Source organism: Kurthia zopfii (assembly GCF_003143955.1).
Lineage (GTDB): Bacteria > Bacillota > Bacilli > Bacillales_A > Planococcaceae > Kurthia > Kurthia zopfii.
Genome location: NZ_QFVS01000011.1, coordinates 18775 through 35899, shown reverse-complemented (window position 1 = coordinate 35899; position 17125 = coordinate 18775). Strand labels below are relative to the sequence as shown.

The window sequence follows — 17125 nt, the reverse complement described above, 5'->3', positions numbered from 1 at the left end:
TGACCGAAGTGGAGTTGAATAGTATGAAAACAGTAGCAGTAATTGGTGGCGGCATTACAGGAATGAGCGCAATGCATTATTTACAAAAGTTTGCGAATGAAGAGAATAGTGAAATCAATTTAATTTTATTTGAGAAAGATGCACAACTTGGTGGCAAAATGACGACGGTTGAACGGGATGGTTATTTGATGGAAGTTGGTGCAGATTCAATCGTAGCAAGGCATTCAAGTGTCCAACCATTTATAGATGAGTTGCAGATGCAAGATGATGTTGTCTATAATGCAACGGGTGTATCATACATATTGAGAGATCAAAAGCTCCACGCAATTCCGGTCGAGAGCGTTTTTGGCATTCCAATGAATCTGAATGCTTTGGCTGAAAGTACACTCATTTCAGAGGCGGGTAAAAAAGCACTCGAACAAGATTTATTGAAACAGGAAGTTCCTTTCACATTGGAAAGTTCAGTTGGCGATTTCCTAACGTATTATTTCGGAGATGAAATCGTTCAAAAACAAATTGCGCCAGTATTATCGGGTGTCTATTCAGGTGATTTATTCTCACTAACAATCGGTGCGACTTTACCGCATCTACTAACATATAAAAAAGAATTCGGCAGCATTATGAAAGGGTTCGAAGCGAATAAAGAGTTTTATGAGAAAAGCGCTGCGAAGAAATTTATTTCATTCAAAAATGGCTTAATTTCTCTATTTGATCGTATTGAAGCAACTTTGGAAAATGCACGAATCGAAAAAGAAACATCTGTAACTGCAATTGAAAAGGTAGAAAATGGGTATAGAATAGAAACGGATCGTCATGAGGCGATTATTGTGGATGAAGTAATTTTAACAACACCACATCAAGTTGCTCAGAAAGTGTTGGCAGATGAGGCACTAAACCAAGCATTGGAGTCATTGCAAACTGGTTCGATTATTACGGTTTACTTGGCGTATGACCTTCCAAACACAGTCTTACCGGCGGATGGAACGGGCTTCATCGTTTCTTCGGGGAATGATATTGATTGTAATGCATGTACGTGGACGAGTAAAAAGTGGCAACATACGTCAAAAAATGAGAAACTATTAATTCGAATGTTCTATAAGAAGAATAATCCTAAATTCGAGCAGTTTAGTAAAATGTCGAATGATGAATTAGTTGAAATCGCAAAAAATGATTGTCGAAAAGGATTAGGTATTACGGAGGAACCTTCATTCGTAGAAATTTCGAAATGGATGGATTTAATGCCAATTTATAATTTACAACATAAACAAGCAATCCAACAATTAGAACAAATAATGAACGAAAAATATCCGAAACTTCATCTCGCAGGTTCATCTTACTATGGTGTTGGGATTGGCCTATGTATTCAAAATGGTAAAGAAATTGCTGAGAAAATAATAAAAGGATAGTCGAGCATAAAGGGAGAGTGGCAAATGAAGCGCAAATTAAGTTTAACAATTGGAATACTTCTTCTTGTAGTAGGTATTGCCTTAGTTTTTAATAAACAAATTATGGGCTTTGTCGTAACGCATATGACAGAGCAATCGATCAACCAATTTGATGAGACGAAAGCGAAAAATGGTGATGTAAACTTCGATTTTGAAGATGTTAAAGACTTGAGTATTCAAGATGTCTTGAAAGCTCAAATGAATGCGAAAGACGTTCATTCCATCGGTGCGATTAGTGTCCCAGATGTGAAGATGCAGCTGCCGATTTTATATGGGATTTCCAATACGAACCTTGCAATTGGTGCTGGAACTTTGAAAAAGGATATGGAGCTTGGTAAAGGGAATTATGCACTAGCTGGTCATAATATGAATAATGATAAAACATTATTCAGCCCACTTACGAAAGCAAAAAAAGGTATGCTTATGTACACGACGGATTTCAAAAAAGTGTACACATACAAAATTACGGATATTTTCATCATTCAACCAACACAAGTTGAAGTTATCAATGATCATCCGAAGAAGCGTGAACTCACACTTGTCACTTGTAATTATGACGGTTCGAAACGCATGATTGTCAAAGGTGAATGGGTGGAAACAATGAGTATTGATGACGCTCCAAAAGACGCATTCAACTTAAAAAAATAAATGCCTGACACTAGTTCAATTCAAATGAACTAGTGTTTTTTTGTATGAATATACGAAAATATTGCAGTTGCGCTTGACGTAAAAGTTATAAAGATGTATGATTCTCTTAATATTCTTAAAATTCAATATTTTTCTTATCCAGAGAAACCGAGGGACTGGCCCTATGACGTTTCAGCAACCAGCCATTTATTGGTCAGGTGCTAATTCCAGAAGAACGCAATGTTCTTGAAAGATAAGAGGGACTAATTTTTATTGTCTTTACGCCTTCTTATTTATTTATAAATAAGAGGGCTTTTTTTATTGGGGAGTTCGGCAAATCGAATGGGAGGATGAATAGTATGGGATTAATTGAAGACTTAAAAACGAAAGTATTAACAGCAGATGGTGCGATGGGAACATTGCTTTATTCATACGGCATTGATTTTTGTTATGAGGAGTTGAATGTTCGAAAGCCAGCAGTTATTGAGGATATTCATCGACAATATATTGAAGCAGGCGCAGATGTGATTCAAACGAATACATATACAGCCAATACGATCAAGCTTTCAAGATATGGCATCGAAGAAGAATACGAAATTTTAAATAAGGCAGCGGTGGAAATTGCGAAGAAAGCAGTTGGAGATGGGCCGCAATATATTTTAGGAACAATCGGCGGCATTCGAGGTATTCGTAAACATGAATTTAGTTTAGAAGAGATTTTAATTTCACTCGTTTTACAAGCGAAAGTCCTTGTGAATAGCGGTGTAGATGGACTATTATTAGAAACATTTTATGATTTAGAAGAATTAGAAACACTCGTTAAATCGATTCGAAAATTCACTTCGATTCCAATCATTGCACAAGTTTCCATGCATGATCCGGGCGTATTACTAAATGGTATGAACTTGAATGAAGCTTTTGAAAGGTTGGAAGTAGCAGGCGCGGATGTTGTCGGTTTAAATTGTCGATTTGGTCCACACCATACAATCGTCGCATTAGAAAATGTTGAATTACCTGAAAATGCGTTTTTATCTGCCTATCCGAATGCGAGTTTACTTGATTTAGAAGAAGGAAAAGTTGTCTATGAATCAGAGTTTGAATACTTCGGAAAAGCGGCACTTGAATTACGTGATGAAGGTGTTCGATTAATTGGTGGATGTTGTGGTACGACACCTGACCATATTCGTGAAGTGAAACGTCAATTATCTAATCTGCAACCAGTAGAAGATAAAGTCGTTGAAGTACGAGCAGTTGAACCGATTAAAGAGGCGGCAGTTCGCATCTATGAACCGCTTCATGAAAAAGTTAAAAAAGGTCGTTCGATTATCGTCGAATTGGATACACCGAGACATTTAGAAACGGAGAAATTTATCGAAGGTGCGAAAATTCTTCAACAAGCAGGAGCGGATGCAGTGACGATGGCAGATAACTCATTAGCTTCACCTCGTGTATCAAATATTGCGATGGGTTCGATTTTAAAATATGAGGAAGAAGTAAGGTCATTAGCACATATTACTTGTCGTGATCGTAACTTAATCGGTTTGCAATCTCATCTCATGGGATTAGATGCACTCGGCATAAATGATATTTTAGCAGTAACAGGCGATCCGACAAAAGTGGGGGATTTCCCAGGTGCTACAAGCGTTTATGATGTATCGAGCATTGAATTATTGCAGTTGATTAAAAAGTTAAATGAAGGTATCTCATTCTCAGGTAAACCACTTCGTAAAAAAGCGAGTTTCTCTGTTGCGGCTGCGTTCAATCCGAATGTTCGCGTTGTCGCAAGAGCAGTGCCGAGATTAGAGAAGAAAATTGCTGCGGGTGCTGATTATTTCATTACACAGCCCGTTTATTCAAAAGAAAAAATCATCGAAATCTACGAAGCAACAAAGCATCTCGATACGCCGATTTACATCGGAATTATGCCATTAACAAGTTTGAGAAATTCCGAGTTTTTACATCATGAAGTACCAGGCATCAAATTGTCAGATGAAGTATTAGTCAGAATGGCAAAAGCAGATATCGATCAAGTAACTGCGCAAGCTGAAGGGATAAAAATTGCGAAAGAATTAATTGATACTGCATCGGAATTATTTAATGGAATCTACTTGATCACACCGTTCATGCGTTACGACATGAGCGTAGAGCTGATTGAATATATTAACCAACTAGATGAACAACAGGTAAAAGGGGGAGTAGAATATGTCAAAGCATCTCATTGAACAACGACTTGAACATCATATTTTAATTTTAGATGGGGCAATGGGGACGATGCTTCAAAATGCGAATTTAACGGAAGATGATTTTGGTGGAGAAGAATTAGATGGTTGTAATGAAAATCTAAATTTAACGAGACCAGATGTTATTGCGGATATTCACCGTGCTTACTTTGAAGCGGGCGCAGATATCGTTTCTACGAATACATTCGGTGGAACACCAGTCGTATTAAATGAGTATGATCTTGGGCATAAGGCTGTTGAAATTAACCGCCGAGCAGTGGAGATTGCTAAAGAAGTTGCGCAGGAAATCTCAACACCTGAATGGCCTCGTTTTGTTGCAGGTGCAATGGGGCCAACGACGAAAACATTATCCGTGACAGGTGGTATTACATTCGATGAATTGGAACAGGATTTCTATGTTCAAGCGAGAGCTTTAATCGAAGGCGGAGCGGATTTACTTCTATTAGAAACCTCTCAAGATATGCTCAATGTGAAGGCAGGTACAATCGCTGTAAAACGTGCATTTAAAGAATTAGGTAAGGAAATTCCGATTATGATTTCAGGTACGATTGAGCCGATGGGGACAACATTAGCTGGTCAAAGTATCGAAGCTTTCTATATTTCAATTGAACATATTAAGCCATTATCAATCGGTTTAAACTGTGCGACAGGGCCAGAGTTTATGACGGATTACTTACGTTCATTGTCAGAGCTATCTTCAAGTTTCGTCAGCTGTTATCCGAATGCTGGATTACCAGATGAAGAAGGGCATTATCACGAAACACCGGATAGTCTGTCGAAAAAATTGGAAGGCTTTGCGGATAAAGGTTGGTTAAATATTGTAGGTGGTTGTTGTGGTACAACACCAGCACATATTCAGGCGATACGCCGAGTAGTAGAAAATAAAACACCGAGAATTCGACAAACAGGCGAGAAAAATCATACGGTTTCAGGAATTGAACCACTTGAATATGATGATTCAATGCGTCCACTTTTTGTTGGTGAACGAACGAATGTCATCGGTTCGCGAAAATTCAAGAAATTAATTGTCGATGGAAAGTTTGAAGAAGCAGCAGAAATCGCGCGAGCGCAAGTGAAGAATGGAGCGCATGTCATCGATATTTGTCTTGCCAATCCTGACCGTGAAGAAATCGATGATATGGTGAATTTCATGAAGCAAGTTGGTCAAAAGGTTAAAGTGCCTTTCGTAATTGATTCGACGGATGAAAAGGTCATTGAAGAATCATTGAAATATTCACAAGGTAAGGCAATCATTAACTCGATCAACTTAGAAGATGGAGAAGAACGCCTTGATGCTGTATTACCAATCGTCAAAAAATACGGTGCGTCAATCGTCATCGGTACGATTGATGAGAAAGGGATGGCCGTTGATCGTCATCGCAAACTTGAAATTGCACAAAGAGAATATGATTTACTCGTGAATAAATGGGGCATTGCACCTGAAGATATTATTTTCGACCCACTTGTATTCCCAGTCGGCACAGGCGATGAGCAATATATTGGTTCTGCTGTTGAAACGATTGAAGGGATTCGCCTGATTAAAGAAAAAATGCCGCGTGCTTTGACGATTCTCGGTGTATCCAATGTGTCATTCGGTTTGCCACCTGTTGGACGAGAGGTGTTGAATGCAGTGTATTTATACAATTGTACGCAAGCTGGTCTGGATTATGCCATCGTAAATACGGAGAAATTGGAACGCTATGCTTCAATTCCAGAAGCTGAAATCAATTTAGCGAATGATTTATTATTTAATACGACGGATCAAACTTTAGCAGATTTTACAGACTTTTATCGTGATAAAAAGAAAGAAAAAACGGAAGATGATATTCCGAAAACAGTACCAGAACGACTGGCTTACTATATTTTAGAAGGAACGAAGGAAGGGCTTATTCCCGATTTAGAAACCGCACTTCAAACATATGAATCCCCTTTAGAAATCATAAATGGGCCTTTAATGGCAGGGATGGCGACTGTTGGGAAGTTGTTCAATGAGAATCAATTAATCGTAGCGGAAGTGCTTCAATCTGCCGGTGTGATGAAAGCAGCGGTATCTTTCCTTGAAGGATTTATGGAAAAATCAGAAGACGATGTCGGTAAAGGGAAAATCATCATCGCTACTGTAAAAGGTGATGTACATGATATCGGCAAAAACTTAGTCGACATTATATTAAGTAATAATGGATACAAAGTAATTGATCTCGGCATTAAAGTGACGCCGCAGCAATTAATAGAAGCGATTCGAAAAGAGAAACCGGATATTGTCGGACTTTCGGGATTACTCGTAAAATCAGCGCAGCAAATGGTCATTACGGCACAGGATTTCAAAGAAGCGGATATTGATACACCAATCTTAGTTGGTGGCGCAGCACTTTCACGCCGATTTACGGATACGAAAATTGCGGCGAGTTATGACGGCCCAGTTCTCTATGCGAAAGATGCGATGATCGGACTTGATTTAGTGAATCGACTACAAGGTATAGACAGAGCCGAATTACTCGGCGAAATCGCAACCGCACAGCAAAAGCGTGTAGAAAAAGAGGCGAATCGAGTGGATCGGGGTGCAGTAGCAGTAGCGACCCGACCTGTGAAATCGGTGAGTGAAGATTTCCCGATATTCGTGCCGACCGATACAGAGCGCCATGTATTAAGAGATTATCCAGTAAAACATTTATTCCCGTATGTAAATATGAGAACTTTGATTGGCCATCATTTAGGCTTGAAAGGGTATAGTGAGGAATTACGCGCAAGTGGCGATGAGCGAGCGAATGAACTATATGATTTAGTTACCGGCTATTTAAAATCAGATTTACTCTCACCTTCTGGCATGTATCAATTTTTTCCTGCACAATCGGCCGGCGATGATGTCATTATTTATTCGCCAAAAGAGCCAGGTGTTGAGATTGAACGATTTACATTCCCAAGACAACAAAAAGCACCATTCCTATGTATTTCTGATTTCCTTAAATCAAAACAGAGCGGCGAAATGGATTATGTAGGATTCATGCAAGTAACGGCAGGGCATGGCGTGAGAGAAGTGGCGCAGCGCTTAAAAGAACAAGGGAAGTTTTTAGAAAGTCATGCGATTCAAGCGACTGCATTGGAGTTAGCGGAAGGCTTTGCGGAACGTGTTCACCAAGAGATGCGTGATCAAGCGGGCTATCCTGATGCGACGGACTTTACGATGCGTGATCGTTTTGCGGCGAAATACAATGGGCAAAGATTTTCATTTGGATATCCGGCTTGTCCGAACTTGGAAGATCAAGTGAAATTATTTAATTTAATTAAACCAGAAGATATCGGAGTGGAATTGACGGAAGGATATATGATGCAACCAGAAGCGTCTGTTTCTGCGATTGTTTTTAACCATCCAGATGCGCGATACTTTAATGTTTAAATCAACTTAGTGGGGAGGTATTTTCCTTTCTCGCTAAGTTTTTAATTTTCTAAAAAATAATAGTGACAGTTGTCATATGTGTCATGTGACATTCACCTCTATGACCAGATGCTAAAAAATATTATTATTAAGAAAATGACAATAAGGGAATGAGAAAACATGGACAAGGAAAAAACAAAACAACTTCATAAAGCCGTGCAACCTTTTGCTAAGTCAAACAAAGCAAAAAGTGTTTTCCAAATTATTAATACAATCGTACCTCTAATCGCATTATGGGTTTTTGCATATATGATCGCAGATACAACAATTTGGGGCGCTATTGGTGTAAGTGTTGTCGCTTCATTTTTCGTTGTAAGAACATTTATCATTTTCCACGATTGTACGCATGGTTCTTTCTTCAAAAATAAGAAAGCGAATGCAATCGTAGGAACAATCGCGGGTGTATTAACAATGTTTGGTTACTCGAAATGGCGTATTGAACATTTATTACATCACTCATCAAGCTCAAATTTAGATCATCGTGGTGTTGGTGACATATGGATGATGACTGTAGAGGAATATACGGAAGCTTCGAAATGGAAAAGACTAGGATACCGTCTATACCGTAGCCCACTTGTGATGTTTGGTTTTGGTCCAATTTACTTAGTCCTTGTTGCCAATCGTAAAAATCGTAAAGGTGCAAAAACAAAAGAAAAAATTAACACATATTTAATTAATGCTCTGTTAGTAGTTGGATATGGCATTGTGATTTACTTCATGGGCGTATCAGCATTCTTAGCAGTAACGGGTGTTTCAATGTATATCGCAGGTGCTTTAGGAGTTTGGTTATTCTATATTCAACATACTTTCGAAGATTCTTACTTCGAAGCGAATGGCGAATGGAGTTATGTGAAAGCAGCGGTTGAAGGAAGTTCATACTATAAGTTACCAGCAGTTTTACAATGGTTAACAGGTAATATCGGATTCCACCACGTGCATCATTTAGCACCAAGAATTCCAAACTATGAATTAGAGCATGCGCATGATCAAACTCCCCCGCTTCAACATGCTACAACGATTACATTAAAGTTAAGTATCGAATCTTTGAAATACAAATTATATGACACAGAAAATTATAATTTTATTACATTCAAACAATTGCCGAAGGATTTACGAAAGACTTCAGCAAAACCGATCTTACCAATTAAAAAAGTAATCTAACATTCTAAAGTGCGAGGGGATACTGTTTACAGTTCTCCTCGCTTCTTTGATATAATAGATGAATTGAAAAGGAGTGTTTTGTGATGATCAAAATCGTCATTGCGGAAGACCAAGGGATGTTACTTGGTGCGATGAAGGCACTGATCAATATGGAAGATGATATGGAAGTTGTTGCAATCGCTCAAAACGGTGAAGAAGCCTTGGAGCGTGTGAGGGAGCAGCAACCTGACATTATTATTATGGATATTGAAATGCCGGGTAAAACAGGATTAGACGTTGCCGAAGAACTAAAGGATGAACAATATAAAATCGTCATTTTAACGACGTTTGCTCGACCAGGGTACTTTGAAAGAGCGAAAAAAGCTGGCGTAAGAGGATATTTATTAAAAGATAGTCCGATCGAAGAACTCGTGAATTCAATTCGTGTCATTATGGAAGGTAGACGAATTTATGCACCTGAATTAATCGACATTGTTTATGAAGATGACTCGAATCCCTTAACAGATCGCGAATCTGAAGTATTAAGCTTAGTTGCGGAAGGCAAAACGACGAAGGAAATTGCGAAAGAACTTTTCCTATCTCCAGGAACGGTGCGTAACTATATTTCAATCATTCTGGATAAGTTAGAAGTCAGTAATCGAATTGAAGCAATCGCTCGTTTTAAAGAAAAAGGTTGGAATAAATAATGAACACTAAAAGATGACTCCAGTAAATTAACCAGGGCCATCTTTTTTAGTGTTCATTTATTTACGTTTCTTTGTTAAACGGCCAATAATAAATGCAGCAGCAGCTACACCTAAAATAGTATTCGTTTTTTTGTTGAATACTTGTTTCGTAACTAGTTGAATGTTTTGAGGACGTTCTGCAAGGCGACGCATGAAGTAACCGTACCAATCTTCTCCGAAAGGAACATACGTACAGAAGTTATAGCCTTCTTTTGCAAGATCGATTTGCATCTCTTTACGGAAGCCATATAACATTTGGAACTCGTATTTTTCTTTTGGAATGTCATGAAGCGCGATGAATTTCTTCATATGGTTAATGACATCATGGTCATGAGTTGCGATCGACGTAAATTTCCCGTTCAGAAGGTGGTATTCAAGCAGTTTTATATAGTTAGCATCAATCTCATCTTTTGATTGGAATGCGACTGTTTCAGGCTCTTTATAAGCGCCCTTTACGATGCGTAGACGGTAGTCTTTGAATTTTGCAAGATCCTCTTCAGCGCGGTGGAAGTAAGCTTGAATTACTGTGCCGACATTGTCATGTTTTTCTGATAGTCTTTCAACGAAATCGAATGAAGTTTGAAGACGTTCGTAGTTTTCCATATCGAAGTTGATGAAAATATCATATTGATGTGCAAGAGAGACGATCTCTTCTAAATTGTTATAACAAAAATCTAAATCGATATCTAAACCAAGTTGTGAAGGTTTTAATGAAATATGTGCGTCTACGCCACTTGTATGAATTGCTTCAATTACCGCTAGAATCTGTTCTTTTGCAGCTGTTGCTTCAGAACGTTCGAAAACAAATTCACCTAAATTATCTACTGTACAAGAAATTCCTTGTTTATTTAAATACTTAATTGATTCAATTACTTCATCAATATTTGTGCCAGCAACTACGCTTTGAGCGCCAAGTTTTAGGCCGTACTTTTTAGCGTTGTTATTTAAAAATTGGTTTTCTGAAAGTGCGATAAAAAAATCTTTTACAGACATATGACATTACTCCTTACATGGTTATATTTTAGTAGTTCATAACCCTATTAAACCATGAAATGCTAAAAAATACTTAAAAATCTTACAAAAAAACGCTTACTTTTTAAAGAAAGAATATTCTGATAGAATAACGTTATTTTCAACAATATTATGTAAAATGGAATTCATTTAAAGTCTATTCCTAAAAGTAAAATTGGCAGAGTTTTTATTTTTTACAGCATTCGTCTAATTTGTAACCGTTTTTGTCTCGTTTTATGACAAACGAGTTGCATTTAACTAATAAAATCTGTAAGTTGTTACGTAGGTACAAAATTAATGTTATGACAAAAAAGTCGTCTTCCCACATGGAATGGGAAGACGATTTTTAATTTTCTGGATTAAACTTTTCTTTGATCAATTGCATTTGCTGATTAAAGAGCGTTGGGTAGGAGAGGAAACCTAGTAGGACACTTGAAATCGCTGCGCTAGATAGGAGCATGAATAAGACGAGCAATTGAAATTGAACAGCTTGTAATGGATCTGCACCTGCAATAATTTGTCCACTCATCATACCCGGTAATTGAACGAGTCCGATTGTTTTTTGGCTTTCGATTGTGGGAATCATACTCGCTTTGATCGCAGCAATTAGTTGGCGATGAATCGCTTGTTTTGGCGTCCCACCTAATGAAAGAATTAACTCAACTTCATCTGAATACGCTTCGATTTCTGCTTTGAATCGATTAAGGAATAGGATGGATAATACCATGGCGTTACCAATTGCCATACCGCTCAAAGGGATGACGTATTGAGCTGTCGGGGGAATGACTTGAAACCCTACTAATACAGTCATCGTAATGATTTCGACGGTCAATAATGTTAGTGCGATTTTCCAAGTGATGCCGGAAATCGACTCGCCCTTTTTACGTGCATTTAAAGTCGCTGCAACAATCATCAATGCAATCATTAATAAGATGTAGATTAGTTGATTGCCCTCAAAAACAAATTTTAGAATGTAACCGACAATTAGCAGTTGAATGATTGATCGAACAGTTGCAATGATCGTATCTTTTCCAAGGTTTAAATTGAGAGCTTTTGATAAAAGTAACGGCACTAATACAAAGAGTAGTGTGATCGCTAATGTAGTAAAAGTCATTTCAGCACCCCGCTTAAAAATTGCTGAATTTGAGGATTTGAGGAGTTTTTTAATTGATTGCTTGCGCAAATTTCGATTAAAGAACCATTCATTAGCACCCAAATTTCATCACTTATAGCGATGGCCTGTTCAATATTATGTGTGACTAAAATAATTGTTACATTATATTTTTTATTTAAAGATAAAATTAATTGCTCGATTTCTTTCGTCGCAGTTGGATCTAAAGCCGATGTAATCTCATCTAGCAACAATATTTTTGACTTATTAATTAGCGTTCTAGCAATAGAAACACGTTGTTTTTGCCCACCAGATAAATTTTTTGCATCTTTTTTAAGAAACGTTTCGTCTAATCCTACGTCCTTTAATATAGTAATGGCGTCACGGGTACTAAGTGTGGCTTGTTGGAGTTTTTTCGGAAGGTTGAGATTGTCAAAAACCGTTCCGTTGATCATAGGCGCAGACTGAAGAGAAATGCCAACTTCACGTCGCAGTTCAATTGGATTGAATTGCTCAATTGGTTGATTGAAAACTTCGATTTTGCCCGAAGTTTGAGAGATGAGTCGATTACACATTTTCAACAGTGTGGATTTACCAGCACCTGATGGTCCGACAAATGCAGTGATTTTTGCTTCAGCAATTTTGCCACTTATATTTTCAAGAATTTGTTGTTTATTTGAAGTGAAATAAACATTTTCAAAACAAATAGCAGGTTGATTTATTGGATTCAAAAAGTCAGCTCCTCGTCAATTACTATAGTAAAGAAATAATGATATTTTACTATTATAATTAAATTAAGTTATGAAATACTAAAAACGCGGGTATAATTCAAATACTCATATTATATGATAAGAGATAAGGTGATGAAAATGCTAGGGAGTGTTCCTACAGAGCTTGAATGGCAAGCTATAGAAGATAATAATGCAAAAGTTGATAAAGAATTTGTATATGCGGTCACTTCAACAAAAATTTGTTGTCGCCCTTCATGTCCTTCAAAAAATCCGAATAAGGAAAACGTTCGAATTTATAGAAATGTTGAGTTAGCAATGGAAGCAGGGTTTAGACCGTGTAAGAGATGTAAACCTGGTGGCATTCGATTGCCAGATGAGATTTGGACCGATCAAATGAATCAATATATGGATCAAAATTATACGGAGCACATTACGCTACAGTTTTTAGCAGATACTTTCCACGGTAGTCCATATCATCTACAACGAGTATATAAAAAAGCAAAAGGTTATTCACCTACGGAATACTTACAAAAGGTTCGAATAAATAAAGCGGTAGAATTATTACAAAATACAGGTCTTTCTGTTGAAGAAGTTGGTCATCAAGTAGGTCTACATAATACTTCTTATTTTATTACACTTTTTAAAAGTTTAGTTGGTACAACCCCTAAGCAATATAAAAAAACATTAGAAGGCAGGTAGTAGCATGATTGTTTACTATGATTCTCTAAAGGGATGTAACGATGAAATATTTATAGCTGCCACAGAACAGGGGCTATGTTTTGTCAGTAATGATTATGATGAGATGGTGGAATGGTTAGGGAAAGCCGGCATGACGGAGCTAACACAATCAACTCAATATATGAAGGACTATACAAAAGAGTTTGAGCAATATTTTTCAGGTGTCACTACAGATTTTTCGGATGTGAAATTAGATCTACGTGGCACTGATTTTCAACAGTCAGTTTGGGCTGAATTGTTGAAAGTTCAATACGGAGAAAAATGTTGTTACTCGGATATTGCGGAAGCATTAGGAAAACCCTCGGCAGTGAGAGCTGTTGCAAATGCAATCGGAAAAAATCCAATTCTCATCGTCGTTCCTTGTCATAGAGTAATCGGCAAAAATGGTAAACTAACAGGCTTTAGAAGTGGTTTAACTTTGAAAAAAGAACTGCTTACACTTGAAAATATTCTATAAAATAAAGGTCACGGATTATCAAATATCGGTGACCTTTTTTGTATTTATTCTGGGTGTTTTTCGACCATTTCATCTGTGAAAAGTGGTAGTTCATCAAGGTGAATGACATCTTGTCGATCTACTGATTCACCTTCGACTAAAATACAGGCTTTCGCTACAATCTGTCCGCCTGCTTTATTAACAAGGGTTTCAAGCGCTTCCAAAGAAGAACCAGAACTAATGACATCATCAATGATGGCAACGCGTTTATAATTTAAGAAAGCCGCATCCTCATAATCAAGTGCGAGTATTTGAGATTCGGCAGTGGTGATCGAGTGAACCTCATGAACAATAGGCTTAAACATATAGCTCTTCACTTGTTTTCGGGCTACGACATATCGAGGGAGTTTTAACATTTTAGAAAGTTCATAAATTAGCGGAATACCTTTAGCTTCGGCAGTAATCAGTACATCTAAGTGTGGCAATTGTTGAAGTAATTCTTTCGCTGTCGCTTGCACTAATTCAACATCACCTAAAAGGTTGAAACTAGCAATGGATAAATTTTCTCTAATTTTGACGATGGGCAAATGGCGTGTGTATCCTGCAACTTTGATTGTGTAGGTCTTCATAATTTTTCTCCCCTATATAATATAAGTCTAAATTGTAATGATAGAAAAACAATTTACGGTTATTTTTTTATGTATAAAGTAACTTGTTGAACTTTAGTTTAATATTAAAATTGTTGAACTTCAATGGCTATTTCCAAATATTTTTATTATTTCGAATGAACTGTTCTATTTAGTAAAATGCCTTTCTGAATAGGGAAATTGCTATGCTATAATACACTTTACACCTGACAAGATATTAAGGATATGTCAAAATTATGTACAATATGGACGACTTATACTTATATTTTTGCTATTATGTATTACATAAATATTATTTTAACAGTGAAGTAACTACGTAAATACAACCAAATGACTTGAAATGTATCTAACCGGGTATGATAATAAGTAATCATTTTGGCTGCAATAATCGACAAATAAAGAGAAGTGGAAGAGGGAGAACCATTATGACAAAAGTATATCCTGACGACAGCCTGGCTTTACACACAGACTTGTATCAAATTAATATGGCGGAATCTTATTGGGCTGACGGCATTCATAATCGAAAATCAGTATTTGAACTATATTTTAGAAAGCTACCATTCGGCAATGGCTATGCGGTGTTTGCAGGGCTTGAAAGAATGTTGGAATACTTAAGAGACTTCAAATTCAGTGATTCAGATATCGCTTACTTACGAGATGAAGTAGGGTACAAGGAAGATTTCATCGCCTATTTAAAAGATTTAAGATTCACGGGTGATGTCTATTCGATGATCGAAGGCGAGACGGTTTTCGGAAACGAGCCAATCGTTCGCATTGAAGCACCTCTAGTGGAAGCACAACTAGTAGAAACAGCATTATTAAATATCGTTAACTACCAAACTCTAATCGCGACTAAAGCGAGCCGTATTAAACATGTTGCTGAGAATGAAAGCGTTATGGAATTCGGTACGCGCCGTGCGCAAGAGATGGACGCAGCGATTTGGGGTACACGTGCTGCAATTATTGGCGGATTTGCTTCAACGAGTAATGTTCGAGCTGGCAAGTTATTCAACTTACCGATTTCAGGTACGCATGCACACTCACTTGTACAGGCTTATCACAGTGATTATGAAGCGTTCCATGCATATGCACGTAGACATAAGGATTGCGTGTTTTTAGTGGATACATTTGATACATTGAAATCAGGTGTACCTTCAGCGATTCAAGTAGCAAAAGAATTAGGCGACAAAATTAACTTCGTCGGCATTCGTTTAGATAGCGGTGACATCGCATTCCTATCAAAAGCAGCTAGAAAAATGCTTGATGATGCAGGATTCCCAGATGCGAAAATCGTCGTTTCAAATGATCTTGATGAATACACAATGTTGAACTTAAAAGCTCAAGATGCTCGTGTAGATATGTGGGGAATTGGTACGAAAATCATTACGGCTTATGACCAACCAGCTTTAGGTGCGGTCTACAAAATTGTTTCGATTGAAGATGTGGAAGGCGACATGGTGGATACAATCAAAATTTCTGCCAACGCAGAAAAAGTGACAACACCAGGACGCAAAAAACTGTATCGCATCATCGACCGTGAAAACGGCAAAGCAGAAGGCGACTACATCACAATGTACGATGAAGATCCGCAATCAGAAGAAAAAATTAAAATGTTCCATCCTGTCCATACATTTATCTCGAAATTTGTGACGAACTTTGAAGCGAAAAACCTACATGAGAAAGTTGTAGAAAATGGTCAAGTGATTTACACAAGCCCAGCAGTTTCTGAGATGGCACAGTATGCAAAAGATAATTTAGCATTATTATGGGATGAATATAAACGTTCATTGAATCCAGAAGAATATCCAGTAGATTTAAGCCAAAAATGTTGGAATAACAAAATGCGGAATATTGCCGAAGTTCAAGAAATGGTCGCTAAAGTTAGCGAAGGACTTGGAGGGAAGTAATGATGACTTTACAACAGACTGTCATTCAAGAATTGCGAGTACTACCAGTTATTGACGCACAAACGGAAATTCGCCGTACAATCGACTTTTTAAAAGAGTATGCGCAAAAACATACTTTCGTAAAAGGTTTTGTATTAGGTATTTCAGGAGGTCAGGATTCAACACTTGCAGGTAAGTTGACTCAATTAGCAGTCGATGAATTGAATGAAGAAGCTGGTGAACATCAGTATTCATTTTGGGCTGTACGATTGCCGTATGGTTTACAAGCAGATGAGGCGGATTGTGAAGATGCTTTAGCATTTATTCAACCGACAAAGACATACACTGTCAATGTAAAAAATGCGGTAGATGCGGGAGTTCAAGCTTTAATCGATGCAGGCGTGAAATTATCTGATTTCCAAAAAGGAAATGAAAAAGCACGCGAACGTATGAAAGTTCAATTTGCGATTGCTGCTGCAAATGCAGGAGTTGTAATTGGTACGGATCATGCGGCTGAAGCAATCACTGGCTTTTATACGAAATTCGGTGATGGTGGAGCGGACTTAACTCCGATTTGGCGTTTGAATAAAAGACAAGGCAAACAGTTGCTAAAAGAATTGAATTGCCCGCCACATCTTTATGAAAAAGTACCGACTGCTGATTTGGAAGAAGATCGACCTTCATTACCTGATGAAGAAGCATTAGGTGTCACTTATGATCAAATAGATGATTATTTAGAAGGGAAGGAAATTCCTTCTGAAGCAAAAGAAAGACTGGAAGGTCACTATTTACGTTCACAACATAAACGACATATGCCAATCACTGTTTTCGATAATTTTTGGAAATAAGTTTTGGTTTAGAGACATTCGGGGAGAGATTTCCGAGTGTCTTTTTTATTGAAAAGAATATTTGACGAAAAAAAGTCACACGGATT

Annotated in this window: 14 protein-coding genes and 1 riboswitch; of the genes, 10 read left to right on the top strand and 4 right to left on the bottom strand. The window is 37.6% G+C overall.

Annotated features, from left to right (window positions below):
- Nucleotides 1–23 precede the first annotated feature (23 nt).
- The 6 genes from hemG (at nt 24) to DF281_RS05920 (ending at nt 9592) form a co-directional block, all read left to right on the top strand.
- Nucleotides 24–1406, top strand: a complete 1383-nt coding sequence (gene hemG / locus DF281_RS05945) for a protoporphyrinogen oxidase (protein ID WP_109349336.1) — start codon at nt 24–26, stop codon at nt 1404–1406.
- Nucleotides 1407–1430: 24 nt separating this feature from the next.
- A complete protein-coding gene (locus DF281_RS05940; protein ID WP_109349335.1) occupies nt 1431–2093 on the top strand; it encodes a class A sortase in 663 nt (220 codons plus the stop codon).
- 131 nt (nt 2094–2224) lie between these two features.
- Nucleotides 2225–2332, top strand: a riboswitch (SAM riboswitch).
- A 99-nt stretch (nt 2333–2431) separates the two neighbouring features.
- Nucleotides 2432–4294 carry a bifunctional homocysteine S-methyltransferase/methylenetetrahydrofolate reductase gene (locus tag DF281_RS05935; protein WP_109349334.1) on the top strand — a complete coding sequence of 621 codons (1863 nt, stop codon included), beginning with the start codon at nt 2432–2434 and terminating at the stop codon, nt 4292–4294.
- Nucleotides 4275–7706, top strand: coding sequence for a methionine synthase (metH, locus tag DF281_RS05930; RefSeq protein WP_109349333.1), 3432 nt, complete (start codon nt 4275–4277; stop codon nt 7704–7706). Before DF281_RS05935 ends, metH begins: the two co-directional genes overlap by 20 nt.
- A 159-nt stretch (nt 7707–7865) precedes the next feature.
- Nucleotides 7866–8906, top strand: a complete 1041-nt coding sequence (desA, locus tag DF281_RS05925; RefSeq protein ID WP_109349332.1) for a Delta(5) desaturase DesA — start codon at nt 7866–7868, stop codon at nt 8904–8906.
- Between the two features lie 83 nt (nt 8907–8989).
- The gene (locus DF281_RS05920) at nt 8990–9592 is read left to right on the top strand and encodes a response regulator transcription factor (protein ID WP_109349331.1); all 603 of its coding nucleotides are present in this window, start codon (nt 8990–8992) and stop codon (nt 9590–9592) included.
- Nucleotides 9593–9649: 57 nt separating this feature from the next.
- Here DF281_RS05920 and DF281_RS05915 read toward each other — a convergent pair whose 3' ends face one another.
- The 3 genes from DF281_RS05915 to DF281_RS05905 form a co-directional block, all read right to left on the bottom strand.
- On the bottom strand, nt 9650–10624 hold the full coding sequence (locus DF281_RS05915; protein WP_109349330.1) for a proline dehydrogenase family protein: 975 nt from the start codon (nt 10622–10624) through the stop codon (nt 9650–9652).
- Between the two features lie 364 nt (nt 10625–10988).
- Nucleotides 10989–11756 carry an ABC transporter permease gene (locus DF281_RS05910; protein ID WP_109349329.1) on the bottom strand — a complete coding sequence of 256 codons (768 nt, stop codon included), beginning with the start codon at nt 11754–11756 and terminating at the stop codon, nt 10989–10991.
- Nucleotides 11753–12484 (bottom strand): ABC transporter ATP-binding protein, encoded by a 732-nt coding sequence (locus tag DF281_RS05905; RefSeq protein WP_109349328.1) that lies wholly within the window; start codon nt 12482–12484, stop codon nt 11753–11755. Before DF281_RS05905 ends, DF281_RS05910 begins: the two co-directional genes overlap by 4 nt.
- A gap of 132 nt (nt 12485–12616) precedes the next feature.
- Here DF281_RS05905 and DF281_RS05900 point away from each other — a divergent pair, with 132 nt between their 5' ends.
- Together DF281_RS05900 and DF281_RS05895 are read left to right on the top strand one after the other, a co-directional pair.
- Entirely contained in the window at nt 12617–13183 is a 567-nt protein-coding gene (locus DF281_RS05900; RefSeq protein ID WP_109349327.1) for a bifunctional transcriptional activator/DNA repair enzyme AdaA, read from the top strand.
- 4 nt (nt 13184–13187) lie between these two features.
- Nucleotides 13188–13679, top strand: coding sequence for a methylated-DNA--[protein]-cysteine S-methyltransferase (locus DF281_RS05895; protein WP_109349326.1), 492 nt, complete (start codon nt 13188–13190; stop codon nt 13677–13679).
- A 44-nt stretch (nt 13680–13723) separates the two neighbouring features.
- Here DF281_RS05895 and DF281_RS05890 read toward each other — a convergent pair whose 3' ends face one another.
- Nucleotides 13724–14287, bottom strand: coding sequence for a phosphoribosyltransferase family protein (locus DF281_RS05890; protein ID WP_166636086.1), 564 nt, complete (start codon nt 14285–14287; stop codon nt 13724–13726).
- Nucleotides 14288–14730: 443 nt separating this feature from the next.
- Between DF281_RS05890 and DF281_RS05885 the strand changes: the two genes are divergently transcribed.
- Together DF281_RS05885 and nadE are read left to right on the top strand one after the other, a co-directional pair.
- Nucleotides 14731–16212: a nicotinate phosphoribosyltransferase gene (locus tag DF281_RS05885; protein WP_109349324.1), complete on the top strand. Its 1482-nt coding sequence runs from the start codon at nt 14731–14733 to the stop codon at nt 16210–16212.
- 2 nt (nt 16213–16214) lie between these two features.
- Nucleotides 16215–17039 carry an ammonia-dependent NAD(+) synthetase gene (nadE, locus tag DF281_RS05880; protein ID WP_109349363.1) on the top strand — a complete coding sequence of 275 codons (825 nt, stop codon included), beginning with the start codon at nt 16215–16217 and terminating at the stop codon, nt 17037–17039.
- Nucleotides 17040–17125: the final 86 nt, after the last annotated feature.